9 protein-coding genes are annotated in these 13,433 nt (G+C 60.7%); 2 read left to right on the top strand and 7 right to left on the bottom strand.

The annotated features are described in order from the left end of the window. Positions 1-12 precede the first annotated feature (12 nt). Positions 13-1,569 (bottom strand): glycoside hydrolase domain-containing protein, encoded by a 1,557-nt coding sequence (locus OU02_RS09035; protein ID WP_051918348.1) that lies wholly within the window; start codon positions 1,567-1,569, stop codon positions 13-15. Beyond that, a complete protein-coding gene (locus OU02_RS08850; RefSeq protein ID WP_052110243.1) occupies positions 1,544-1,741 on the bottom strand; it encodes a hypothetical protein in 198 nt (65 codons plus the stop codon). The genes OU02_RS09035 and OU02_RS08850 overlap by 26 nt, the downstream gene beginning before the upstream one ends. A gap of 281 nt (positions 1,742-2,022) precedes the next feature. Between OU02_RS08850 and OU02_RS05015 the strand changes: the two genes are divergently transcribed. Next, positions 2,023-2,289: a hypothetical protein gene (locus tag OU02_RS05015; protein ID WP_033489126.1), complete on the top strand. Its 267-nt coding sequence runs from the start codon at positions 2,023-2,025 to the stop codon at positions 2,287-2,289. Between the two features lie 552 nt (positions 2,290-2,841). Beyond that, on the top strand, positions 2,842-4,284 hold the full coding sequence (locus OU02_RS05020) for a polysaccharide deacetylase family protein (protein WP_238552096.1): 1,443 nt from the start codon (positions 2,842-2,844) through the stop codon (positions 4,282-4,284). Positions 4,285-4,291: 7 nt separating this feature from the next. Here the strand turns inward: OU02_RS05020 and OU02_RS05025 are convergent, their stop codons facing one another. The 5 genes from OU02_RS05025 to OU02_RS05045 form a co-directional block, all read right to left on the bottom strand. Continuing rightward, positions 4,292-6,145 carry an ABC transporter ATP-binding protein gene (locus OU02_RS05025; RefSeq protein WP_129989737.1) on the bottom strand — a complete coding sequence of 618 codons (1,854 nt, stop codon included), beginning with the start codon at positions 6,143-6,145 and terminating at the stop codon, positions 4,292-4,294. Between the two features lie 48 nt (positions 6,146-6,193). Continuing rightward, positions 6,194-8,113, bottom strand: a complete 1,920-nt coding sequence (locus tag OU02_RS05030) for an ABC transporter ATP-binding protein (RefSeq protein WP_033489129.1) — start codon at positions 8,111-8,113, stop codon at positions 6,194-6,196. A gap of 48 nt (positions 8,114-8,161) precedes the next feature. Then, positions 8,162-8,743, bottom strand: a complete 582-nt coding sequence (locus tag OU02_RS05035) for a MarR family winged helix-turn-helix transcriptional regulator (protein WP_238552084.1) — start codon at positions 8,741-8,743, stop codon at positions 8,162-8,164. A 221-nt stretch (positions 8,744-8,964) separates the two neighbouring features. Continuing rightward, positions 8,965-10,485, bottom strand: coding sequence for an amino acid permease (locus OU02_RS05040; RefSeq protein ID WP_033489130.1), 1,521 nt, complete (start codon positions 10,483-10,485; stop codon positions 8,965-8,967). Between the two features lie 86 nt (positions 10,486-10,571). Further along, complete coding sequence (locus OU02_RS05045; protein ID WP_033489131.1) at positions 10,572-13,427, bottom strand: ABC transporter permease; 2,856 nt, start codon at positions 13,425-13,427, stop codon at positions 10,572-10,574. Positions 13,428-13,433 lie beyond the last annotated feature (6 nt).

The raw sequence follows: 13,433 nt of genomic DNA on the forward strand, positions 1-13,433 counted from the left end.
ACCTTCTCTATCTCACCTATGTGGATTGGCCAAAAATGCAGCATATGCTCGAGCCAAAACTGCTCCTTCACTCATAGATGGTAATGTATTCGCGTTAGCAGCACCCTGCAACATTCCCAACGTGCACGTGAAGTTTGCATCACCTACATCGATGCCATTAAGAAGGGGCAGGAAAGCCCTCACGACATTGTCTGCAACACCACCAAATCGGCTCTTGTAAAAACGAGCAATTCGATGTGTATGACTTTGCGAGAATGTAGTTTTAATTGCCTCAGAGAGAGAATGCTCAGAAACATGTTCCTTCATATACTTGGTAAGCATCCAAGCATCAGCGTCAGCCAATACGTCAGCGTAACCGAATCCCACACCATCCTCAAGAGAACCGAGATGAGCATGCAGCCACTGCGCTAGGTCAGCCCCCTTTCCTTCGCGCGTGTAGGCACCCCAGATTTGAAGAAGGTCTAGCGGCCATCCGCCCAAATCGCCAAGCCCATATTTATCCTGCCGTGTCTCCACTCCCCATGTAAGGTACCCCAACATGGTTGCGGCACAATGCGCGATATCCGGGTAAACTCCGGACGTTCTAATATCATGCTGCCGCTTACACACCGTCACGCATACCGCCCGAGCTTGCGCGACTTCCGCCGATGTGCTGAGCTCTGGAGTATATGTATGCCACATGAGCTGCTTTCCCGAACTGCCATCAGACCAGTACTTTGGCTTGCGAAGCCATTCAAGAATGAACTCACCAATAGAAGATCTATAGGCATACAGCGGATTAAAAATAGTCCCCATTTCTGATACACACTCATTCTCCACACCAAGAATCCACTGATAGAAAGGATCTTTCGCCGAATCTGACGGATCCGGATCATCGTATCCTCCAGTACTCGTATTCGAAACATAACCACATGCCGAAACTCGCCCCGAGTAGGCGACGCGATCGAGGTCCCATTTGTCGTGGTATCCGCTGATTTCAGCGAACTGGTCGTAGTTCCAGTTCGCTGGAATCGGGAAGCCAAGATTGCCGGAAAAACCGGTGGACATGTCGGACACGAAGCTTGAGATGGAGTAACCATGTTCGGAGACAATCGAGCAGGTGTTGCGCGACGCGTAAATACCCACACCGTAGCCATCGCTGAGATTGTCCTGAATGGCCTTAAAATATGGCACGATCACGTCTTCGACTTGATACTCATACACGTCCATATCCACCGCGAAATAGATGACAGTGGGCGGCACGCCGAGTCGTTGCGCAGCCTTGACGGCTTCCTGCGCATGACGTTTACCTGCTTCCGGGGTGAAATGCGTGAGTTTGGTGGAGTATTCCTGAAAGATCGGGAAGTACTTGAGTCCATGCTTGACGATGCGTTCAAGCTCACCAGGCCTAATCGCCTTGAAATAATCCGCCGGATTCAAGCTCTCCTGCCCCGGTTCTGTCAGGTAGCGACCCACGATCTCATATCCATCCGCTTTGAGCTGTTCGGCGAATTCGTCGGTGATCTCAAATCGCGTATCGCACGCCTTGGCCGGGCGATTCGGGTTACCGCACGAAGTCAGCAGGCTCATCCATGTGTAGGCATCCACGCTTTGGCTCACCGGCGACCGCCCCATCCCCATCGTCGTTTTCGCCGACCTGTGCAGATTCTTGCAGGTCTCCCCCGTGAAACTCGTAGACGAAGCAGAACAACGCACCCGCAGGAACCCCTAACACATCTGCGGCAATCGCGATATCGGTCATCGACGGCAAGCTACCACCCTTCAACAGCACGCTCGAACATTTGTTCGATACTGTACGACAGTATACACCCGCTGCAACAATTGTCACATTGTACTTGGGTACTTGCCCCGATACCGCTCCAACATTTTTACGGAAAATACCTCCCTACGCATGTCGCGTTTGCTGGCATAGTAGACTGGCCCCATCAGATCGTAGAGATTGGGGCAGTTTGGGTCTCGACATCTGAAGTATTTCAAAGTTGAAATACTGTAAATAGCCAAAGCAACAGAGAAGGACACGTCATGAAGCCACGTTATTTGTCAGTCGCGTGCATCATCACCGCGTTTAGCATGATGATCCTTATGGCTGCGCTGCCGCTCATTGCGCCGCAGCAAGCCCATGCATCCCCCGCTTCGCTCCCAGAAAACGTGCATTTGGTCGAAGAAGGCATTGTAGCTAATCCGGAAGTTCTGGAACAGGATATTACGCAGCTCAACGCTGATGATTCGGATGACATCCTATGGGAAGGATACCTATCCGGAGAACTGCAGCTCTCTCCGACATGGTAGAATCCAGCATACGCAACAGCCGTCTCAACATACGCAGCAGGCGGCAATATCGTCAAAACGGCATGCACATCAACCAATTACAAAGTCATCTCCACAACAAGACCAGGCGTACTTGGAAACAGCTACTATTACACTTGCTGGGCAGGTACAGGTTACTACTACAATGGAGCCCCAATGGGCCGATACGGCAATGCCGTCGTGAGCATCATCTGCCCGGGCAACAATCGGGGATCCATAGAACAGCAATACATTGACGATGTCAACAACTACACATGGAGCCCTTATCGAGGCCCTCATCCCAACAATAGCAACTACTGCTATACATTCCCTTCTTTGCGCGTCTACCGAGCAATCAAGCTCAACCAGTAGGCAGCACTTGATGTTGCATCTTATGCGATATCCTCACAGCAGATGACGAGTGCGAAAGAGCTCGCTGAGCAGTCTCTTTCGCACTCGTCATCCTATTTCCCGCGAACACCTACTTATCCTGCAGGCAGTGGGCATATCATTGAAATCCAATAGCGGAATGTCATGACTGAATACGGGGGCAACATGACTGACAATTCTTCCGAACGCACCAATACACAACACGACAACAATCTCGATTTCTTCGACACCGGATTCACCAGTGAAGAAATGGCGCCCACCGCGCCCCCGCCACACCAGCGCCGCAATACGGTGCTCGCCGTCATCGTGGCGCTGCTCGCCACTGCGGGGTTGCTCGCGGCGGTTGTCATTCCGATCGTCAACGCATCCAACCGCCGCCAGCAGGAGGAACACGCCACCGCACTCGCCGACTGCGAGTCCGCGCAACGCGAGTTCGACACACTCAACACCACATACACGACGACGCTGTCGAACGCATCCAAGCTCGCGCAAGGCGACGGCAAAACAATCAGCGAGGAGCATGCCACCGCGCTCGCGAACAAAATCGAACACATCGACGACACGCACACCGTCTCCACGCTCACGACATCATCCTGCGAAACCAGCCAAAGCACCAGCGACCTCAATGAGCTCGCCCGCAGATTCGGCGCTGCGAGCACGAGCATGGTCAACCGCATGCGCGACGTGCAGACCGACGCCGACACGCTGCGCCGGCTCGTGGACGGCGCGCGCAACTCGGACCGGCGCGGCGAACTGCAAAAGCAGCTCACCGTTGCGAAAGCCGCGTACGAGCGTTCGGCGAACAAGGCGAGCGAGCCTCTGCGCGCCGAGCTGAACGCGCGGATCTCCACCGCGAGCGCAATGCTCGAGCCGGGCTCCACCGCCACGAACCCGCAGGTCAACGACGCGCTCGGCGCGCTCGCCACCGCCACGAACGCGGTGGTCGGCGCCATGCCGCTCGACTGCGAATTCGCCGCGTGCATCGCGCTCACCTTCGACGACGGCCCGAACAAGCAGGTGACACCACAGCTGCTGGCGGCGCTCCAGCAGGCGGATGCGCCGGCCACGTTCTTCGTGCAAGGTCAGTTCGTCTCCGGCAGCAACAGGCAGTTGCTCGCGACCATGGCCGCGCAGGGCAACGACATCGGTTCGCTGAGCTGGCGGCACAAGCAGCTGCATACACTCTCCCCCAGCGAACTCGGCAAGTGGTTCGCCGACACCGACGAGGTCATCGTGAACGCCGGCGTGGGCAAGCCGACCCTGTTCCGGCCGCCAGACGGCGCATGGAGCGAGGCCGTGGTCGAAGCAGCACGCGGCAACGGGCAATCGGTGATTCTGTGGAATGTGGATTCACGCGACTGGGACCCCAAGACGAGCGCCGCGGACATCGCGCGCAATGTGCTCGACGGCGCGTCTTCCGGCGCGATCGTCGCGCTGCACGACGGCAATGAGCGCACAGTGGAGGCGATCCCGCAGATCGTGAGCGGGCTACGCGAGCGCGGATTCACGCTCGTCACCGTCTCCCAGCTGCTGTCCGGTGAGCTCTCCCCCGGCACGGTGTTCTACGCGCGCGGTGACACCGCGCCGGCGGGTGATGTTATGCAGTGAGCGCACACTACTGCGCCAAGGAGAACTGCGCGTTGTAGATGTCGGCGTAGAAACCGCCGCGCGCGAGCAGCTCGTCGTGTGTGCCGCGTTCCACGATGTCGCCGTCCTTCATGACGAGGATCATGTCGGCGTCGCGGATCGTGGAGAGGCGGTGCGCGATGACGAAACTCGTGCGCCCTTCGGTGAGCCTGTCCATCGCCGTCTGGATCAGTTCCTCGGTGCGCGTATCGACCGAACTCGTCGCCTCGTCGAGGATCAGGATCGGCGAATCCTGCACCATCGCGCGCGCGATCGTCAGCAGCTGTTTCTGGCCTTGCGACAGCGTGGCCGACTCGTCGAGCACGGTGTCATACCCGTTGGGCAGCGACATGATGTAGCGGTGCAATCCCACGGCCTTGCACGCCGCGATGACCTGCTCGTCGCTCACGCCCTCCTTCGCATAGACGATGTTCTCGCGCACGGTGCCTTGGAACACCCAGGTGTCCTGCAGCACCATCGAGAACTGGTCATGCACGTTCCAGCGCGGCACGTCCTTCGTGTCGATGCCGTCAATCGAGATCTTGCCGCCGTTGATTTCATAGAACCGCATGAGCAGGTTGACCATCGTCGTCTTGCCCGCGCCCGTCGGCCCGACGATCGCGACCTTCTGCCCCGGCTGCACGTCCGCGGAGAAATCATGGATGATCATGCGGTCGGCGTCATACCCGAACCTGACGTGCTCGAAGCTGACGCGCCCCTCGACCGGCGTGATCTCGCCGTCATCACCCATGCCGAGCAGCGGCTGCTTGGACGATTCGTCGGCGAGCTCCGGTTCGTTGAGGAACGTGAACACGCGCTCGGCGCCGGCCGCACAGCGCTGCAGGTTCTGGAACGCCTGCGCGAACTGCGAAAGCGGCTGCGTGAAGAAACGGATGTACAGCATGAACGCCACGATGACACCGAATTCGATGCGCCCGCTCATCGCGAGCCACGCGCCGACGACACACACGACGACATACCCGAGATTACCGACGAGGTTCATCATCGGCATCATCAGGCCGGAAAGGAACTGGCTCTTCCACCCCGACTCGTACAGGTCGTTGTTGTAGCGCTCGAACCGGCGGATCGCGTCCGCCTCGCCGCCGAACGCCTTGACGACCGTGTGCCCGCTGTACATCTCCTCGACGTGGCCGTTGACGTCGCCGAGCGCCGCCTGCTGCTTGACGAAGTACCGCTGCGAGAACCGCATGACGACGAGCATGAGCACCATGCCCAGCAGGCTCGCCGCGATCGCGCACAACGCGAGCAGCCAGTTGTTCGCGAACATCATGATCAGTGCGCCGAAGAACAGCGTGACCGAGGTGATCAGTGAGCCGAGCGACTGCCCGAGCGTCTGCCCCACGGCGTCCACGTCGTTCGTGATGCGGCTCATCACGTCGCCGTTGCTGTGCTCGTCGAAGTATTTGAGCGGCAGTTTGTTCATCTTCACGTCGATCGCCGAGCGCAGGCGTTGCGCCGTGCGCTGCGTGACGGTCGCCATCATCCAGCTCTGCACGTACGAGCACAGCGCGTACGCCACATACAGCGCCACGAGCGTCCAGCCGATGCGCGTGACGGCGGCCATGTCGATGGCCCCCAGCACCGGCTTGCCGTTGATCATCGCGGGCAGGCCCTTGGTGATCTCGTCGGTCATGTCACCCAGATAATCCGGGCCGATGATCTGGCAGACCGTGCCCACCACGCCCAGCACAAGCGCGACGATGATCGCCGGGATGTACCGGCGGCTGAACCGCATCAGGTCCTTGAGCGCGCCGCCCAGATCATCCGCTTTTTCGGTGGGCGCACCACCGCGCGGGCCGTGCGGCCCCATTCCTCTTGGCATAATGCATTCCTTCCATTCACAAAACGACTGTTTCCATCATGCGCGGCGTCACGCGCCGAGTTCCTCTTCGCTCAGCTGCGATTGCGCGATCTGCCGGTACACATCGCACGACTCGAGCAGTTCGCGATGCGTGCCCTTGCCGACGAGCCGGCCGTCGTCGAGCACGAGGATGCAGTCCGCGTCCATGATCGTGCCGACGCGCTGCGCGACGATGATCTTCGTCGCGTCTTTCGCATACTCCTTGAGCGCGTCGCGCACCACGCGGTCGGTCTTGAAATCGAGCGCGGAGAACGAATCATCGAAGATGAGGATCTCCGGGTTGCGGTAGACGGCGCGCGCGATCGACAGGCGCTGCCGCTGGCCGCCTGACACGTTCGTGCCGCCCTGCGCGATCGCCGCGTCGAAGGCGCCGCGCATCTTCTCCACGAACTCGGTCGCCTGCGCCACATCGCACGCCTCTTCGACGCGGTTCTCCTCCTGCGCGGTCAGTGCGCGCGTCTCGTCCGCCTTGAGCATCTCGCGCTCCGCCTTGCGTCCACTCGCGCGTGACGCGTCAAGCATCGGCACGTCCTCCGGTTCACCCGGGCGGTCGCCGTAGCTGACATTCGACTTCACCGTGCCTTTGAACAGGAACGACTGTTGCGGCACATAGCCGATCTTGTCGCGCAGGGCCTTGAGGTCGTAGTCGCGCACGTCCACGCCGTCGACGAACACGGCGCCGGCGCTCGCGTCGTAGAAGCGCGGCACAAGATTGATGAGCGATGATTTGCCCGAACCGGTCGACCCGATGATCGCCACGGTGTCGCCTTGGTCCGCCGTGAAACTGATGCCTTCGAGCATCGCCTCGCGCGAATCGGGGTAGGTGAAGCTCACGTCGCGGAACTCGATGCGGCCGGCGAGCTCGAGGTTATCGCGGTAGTCGGCGGCATCGGCCGCGGTGATCACGCCCGCCTGCTTCGCCTCGGCCACGGTCAGGCCGCGTTCGCGCGTGCCGGACGTGACGAGCGGCTCGGTGTTGATCACTTCCATCACACGGTGCGCGGAGACGTCGGCGCGCGGCCACAGCACGAACACCATGCTCATCAGCAGGAAGCTCATGATGACCTGCACGGCGTAGCTCGAAAAGACGATCATGTTCGAAAACAGCGTGAGTTTCTCGGTCGCGCCGGCGTCTTCGATCAGGTAGGCGCCGATCCAGTAGATCGCGAGCGAAAGCCCGTTCATGATCGTGCTCATCAGCGGCATCATGACGCTCATCGCGCGGTTCGTGAACAGCTGCGTGTTCGTCAGCGCGGTGTTCGCGTCGTCGAACTTCGCCTCCTGATAATCCTGGGCGTTGTAGGCGCGCACCACGCGCATGCCGGTGAGGTTCTCACGCGCCACGAGGTTGATGTCGTCGGTCAGGCGCTGCATCGCCTTGAATTTCGGCATCACCAGAGCCATGAGGATGCCGACCGCGCACAGCAGCACCACAACGGCGATGCCCGTGGTGAGCGTCCATTCGAACCCTTCGCCCGCGATCTTGCACACGGCCCATACGGCCATGATTGGCGATTTGATGAGCATCTGCAGACCCATCGTGATGAACATCTGGATCTGCGTCACGTCGTTCGTCGAGCGCGTGATGAGGCTCGCCGTGGAGAAGCGGTGCATCTCGGACGGTCCGAACGACTCGACTTTGCGGAACTCGAGCGAGCGCAGGCGCTGGCCGAACGAGGCAGCCACGCGCGCGGCGAAGTACCCGGTGATGACGGCGCAGACGAGCGAGCCGAACGAGACGAGCAGCATCTTGCCGCCCGAGATCCAGATGTCGCGCATCTGGCTGCCCGGCGTCTCGACGAGCCGCGTGATTTCGGACATGTAGCTCGGCAGTTCGAGGTCGAAGTACACTTGGCCGACGATGGTGACGAGCGAGATGAGTAACTGCCCTATCTCCGTTTTGGAGAGGTATTTCATGATTCGTAACATCGTTTTTCCTTATGCTGTAGGGCTGTGGTGAGGGTGACGTGGGTTGGCTCAGCCGTCGGTGGCGTCTTGCGCCCCGTCGGCGAGGGGCGGGCCCATCGCGCATGCGCCGCCTTCGCGCGCCATCTCGAGCATCCGTTCATGCAGCCTGTGGCTGCGCGTGAAGGCTGCGCGCACCTGCTCTTCGGTAGGCGCCGGCGCGTCCGGCTCGCAGATCGACAGATAGGTCATGAATTCGGCAAGCAGCGCAGTGAAATCGCGCGTCCGTGTTTCGCCCATCTGCGTGAACACCCATTCGAGTCTGGCCACGAGCTTGTCGCCGTGTTCACGGAACGCGCGCCACCCCGCATCGGACAATGCGATGACGACGCTGCGGCGATCGTCAGGATCGGCGGTGCGCATAATCCAGCCCTTCCTGCCGAGGCCGGCAAGGATCGTGGAGATGCGGCCGGATGTGGCGCCCATCGCCTCGGCGAGCTGGGATGGCGTGCGCGACCCTTGGAATGCGAGTTCGCGCAACACGAACATCTCGCCCTGCGCGCAGCGTTCGAATGAACGTGTCGCCTTCGAGCGTGACGCCCACATCGCGAACATCACCTCATGCACCGCTTCCAGTCGGTAATCCATCATCATCCCCGTACATTGGAGTCAAATTTGTCTTGCACTGTAAACTACTTACAGTGCAAGACAAATTTCCGGCAAGGAACATGGTCGTGCGTGGCTACCCCCTAGCCACGCACGACCATCACCATGCCTACACACGGTTGTACGCAGCTACCGACTAGCCACATACAACCGTCATTGTGCCCGAACATGGCAGTAGGCAGCTACCCACTAGCCATATACAGCCGCAATCAGTGCAGCGCCTCGCGCAAACCGCGACTACTGTAGCGGTCGTGCAGCAGGCAGTAGCCGCCGAACACGACGAGCCACACAAGGCCTGCAACCGCCGGGCCGCGCGTGTCCGGACCGATGAACAGCGTGCCATACACGAACACGAAAAACGCGATCGTGAGCGGATTGAGCACACGGTACGCCGGCATGAGGAAGCCGCCGGGCATGAACTGCGGCGAATTGCGGTAGCGGTAGTGCGCCACCATCGTGAGGATGTAGATGAAGATGAACACCGCGGACGCCGCCGAGGAGAACAGCACGAACGCGCCGGAGACGCCCGGCATCGCAGAAAGCGCCGGGGACAGCAGCACAAGCGCGCCTGAGACGATGATCGCGCGCGCCGGCACCTTCGTCTTCGACACGACGCCCAGCTTGCCCAACACTGGCGAGTGGGATTCCTCGCCGATCTGGAACAAATGGCGCCCCGCGGAATAGAGCAGCGAGTTGAGCGACGAGGCCGCCGCCGTAAGCACCACAAAGAACACGACGGCCGCGGCCCAATGCAGGCCGGCGAACTCGAACACCATGATGAACGGCGACGAGAACTGGTTGCCGCCGCCATCCGACATGAAGTTGCGCCACGGCACAATCGCCATGATCGCAAGCAGCGCGCCCACATAGAACACGAGTACACGCATGATGATGCCGTTGATCGCCTTCGGCAACACCTTGCGCGGGTTCTTCGTCTCGGAGACGGTCACACCCACGAACTCGATCATCGTGTACGAGAAAAAGACCATCTGGAAGCTCATGAGCAACTGCGTCCAGCCGTTCGGCGCGAGCGAGAAGCCGTCGAAGATATGCGACAGCGAGGCCTGCCCCGCCGGGTATACATGGTCGGAGCCGGGCAGTTTCGTGGCGCCGTATTTATAACCGGCCACCACCATGATAATCGACGTGACGATGAGCGCGAGGATTAGAAAAATCTTGATCATCGAGAACCAGAACTCGGTCTCTCCGAACAGTTTCACCGCGATCAGGTTCACACCCACGAGCGCCACAAGGAACAACAGTTCGATGAGCCACTGCCATGACTGCACATCGAATCCGAGCGTGCCGAAGAACGTCACGCAATACTGCCCCACCGCGGAAAGCTCGGTCATGCCGGTCAGGATCAGCACGAGCCAATACGTCCACAGCGCGAATTTGCCAGCGCCGTTGCCCAAGTACATGCGGATGAAATTGATGAACGTGTGCTGGCTGGGGTCGCGGTACATCAGCTCGCCGATCGCGCGCATCATGAGGAACATGAAGCCGCCCACCAGAATGTAGATCAGCACGATGTTCGGGCCGTCGAGCGCGATCGACTTGCCCGACCCCAGGAACAGGCCGGTGCCGATCGCGCCGCCGATCGCAATAAATTGCACGTGCCGGTTCGTCAGGCCGCGTTCCATCGCGTTGCTCTCGTCGAGCGTCTCAAGGGAGGCGTTCACTTCCGCCTCACGCGTTGGTGTAGAGGTGTGTGGTGTGTGTTCTGCCATAATACGACCGACTGTAACAGCCCACTATTGCGGCCCGTTTCACTATATGAGTATTTTCGTTCATATTGCCTAATGAGTAACCGCCGCTATTCCACCGCCTTGAGCGAGCCGACCGGGTCGATCCGGTCGAGCACCGGATTGACGAACAGCCGTACAAGGAACGCGAACGCGAGCGTCACGACGACGGTGATGGCGTAACTCCACCACGCGATGTGCACTTCGAAATACAACCCCGGCATATTGAGCACACCGGTGAGCAGCCCCGCGACCCAACGCCCGAGCGGCAGGCCGACGATGACGCCCATCACCGTGAGCACCATCATCTCGCGGTTCACATAATGGTGCACCTCGTTGTCGTAGAACCCGAGCACCTTGAGCGTGGCCATCTCGCGTATGCGTTCCGAGACGTTCGTGTGCGCGAGCGTGAACAGCACCACAAGCGCGAGGCTGCCCGCGAGCAGCACGATCAGGCCCACGACCGCGCCCATCAGATTGAACTTGAAATGCTCGGCCTGGTAGGCGGTCGAGGCGGCGCTCAGCACAATCGCGTCGTCTTCGAGCTGGTCCACATATTTGATCTGTTCGTCACTGCCGCCCTTGAGCTTCGCGTAGACGGCGTTCCATGTGATCGCCGGATGCTCGCTCGCCGCCTCTCCGACCGGCGAGGCGGGGAAGAGCCGGTGGTAGAGGTCTTCGGAGATGAAGGTCTCCGCACCGATGAGGCTGCGCGTGACGGCCGCGACCTTGACATGGTGCGGTTGCGTGCCTTCGCCGCGCAGGTCCACCTCGTCGCCCGCCTGCACGCCGAGCGATTGCGCGGCGGACTGCGCGACGATGATGCCGCCATCGCCGAGCGTGACCGGCTGCGCACGGCCACCGCCGTGCACCCAGCCGAAGATCGAATTGCTCCGTGCCGGCTCCAGCCGGAACATCGTGTTGAGCTCGCCGAGCTGCGATTCCGGGATGATCGTCAGCTGCACCGACGTGCTGCTGCCTTCGCCGTTCGTGATCTCGCCGCTTTCGATGCGCGTCTCCATGATGGCGGTCGTCTTTCCGTCCTGCACGAGCTTGCTGTGCAGTTCGTCTTCGTCGCCGTCGGCGGTCATCGCGAACATGTCGTATTGATCCACGCCGCGGTACTGGTTCGGTCCGAGCGCCGCCACCGTGTCGTTGATCGCAAGGCCACACAAGATGATCGCGGCGCAGCCGGCCACACCGCTGACCGTCATGATGAGGCGCGATTTGAAGCGGAAGATGTTGCGCGCCGTCACTTTGTTGAGGAAGCTTATGCGCTTCCACACCGGGCGGATGCGTTCAAGCAGGATGCGCGAGCCCGCTTTCGGCGCCTTCGGCCGCATGAGCGTGGCCGGCATCTGCCGCATATCGCGGATCGACGCGAACAACGCCGCCCCGAGCACACCGACGACAAAGAGCAGGATGCCCAGAGACCCGTAGAGCCAGTCGTATTCCAGCGTGAGGTCGGGAATCGTGTACAGGCCGCGGATCACCACGAGCAGGAACGCCGGAATCCCCAGGAATCCAATGAGCAACCCCAACCCACCGCCGATAAGGCACGCGAGCAGCGCGAACAGCGCATACCGCAGTGTGATCGTCACACGCCCGTACCCCAGCCCCAGATACGTGCCGATCAGCCCGCGGTCCTCTTCGACGAGGCGACTCATCGTCGTCAGGCTCATCATCACCGCCACCACAAGAAACACAATCGGGAACGCGTTGCCAAGCGATTGGATCGAACTGATGTCTGATTTGAGCGAACTGAAGCCACTGAGCGCCGTGCGCGACTGCACGTACCAGCGTGGCGCGATGTCATCGATCGTCTGCTGCTCGGCGGTGAAACGGCTATCAATCTCCTGTTTGTTCGTGTTGACCTGCTGCTGCGCCTCCTTGAGCTGCGCGTCGGCCTGCACCCATTGGCGTTGCGCGCTTGCGAGCGGTTCGGGCATCGCCATGCCCGTCGGCACTTGCGCGGCCTGCGCGTCGAGCGCCTTGAGCTGCTCGTCGAGTTGGCTGCGCTGTGCATCGAGCCGTGCCTGCGCAGTGTGGATTTCGGCGTACGCCTGTTCCTTCGCGCGCGTCAGTTCGTCCTGCGCACGCTTCTGCAACGCGTCACGCCGCGCCTCCTCACGCTTCGTCTGCACGTCGCGTTCAATGCGCGAGACCGTCGACGACACGAGCGAGTCGTAATCGTCGCTGAACGCGTCTTTGTTCTGCGTATCTGCGAGCCGCATGACGACCGCACCATACACGTCCCCGTCCGCGCCGAAGGTCTTTTCAAGCGAACCCGGCGCGACGTAGCACGTGTAGTCGTTCGCGACCGCCGAACGGAATGCGGACCCCGAATACCCTTCCGGATTCGACAGATCGGATGGGTCGGTCACGATGCCGACGATCGTGAGCGCGTGCGTGCCGTCGCGCTCATCACCGCCGGACGCAGCGGTCACATCGATCGTGTCCCCGATACGGTGGTGCGTATCGTACGCGAACTGTTCGGTCACGGCGACCTCGCCAGGTGCGTCGGGAAGACGCCCCTCACGCACATACGGCACGTCGATTGCATCTTTCGCGCCGTCCGCGGGTTCGCGGAGCGTCGCGTTGAGACGATGGCCGCCCTCGCCATCGATCGTCACACGCTCGATATGCACACCGACGGCATCGTCGACGCCATCAACGCCACGCAACGCGTCGACATCGTCATCGGTCAGACCCATCGTCGACACGACCTCCACATCGTGCAGCCCCTGCTGCTCGTAGAACCGGTTCGCGGCGAGGAACGTGTCGCGGCAGCCCGCGTAGATGCCGGTGAGCACGGCCACGCCGAGCATCGAGATGATCATGATCGACAGGAACGGCTTCCACGCGCGCAGCCACGACCTCCACGTGTCCAGCAGGAACGCCGAACCCAGCGCCTTGTGCCTTGTCATGTCAGC

The organism is Bifidobacterium pseudolongum subsp. pseudolongum DSM 20099 (assembly GCF_000771225.1).
Lineage (GTDB): Bacteria > Actinomycetota > Actinomycetes > Actinomycetales > Bifidobacteriaceae > Bifidobacterium > Bifidobacterium pseudolongum.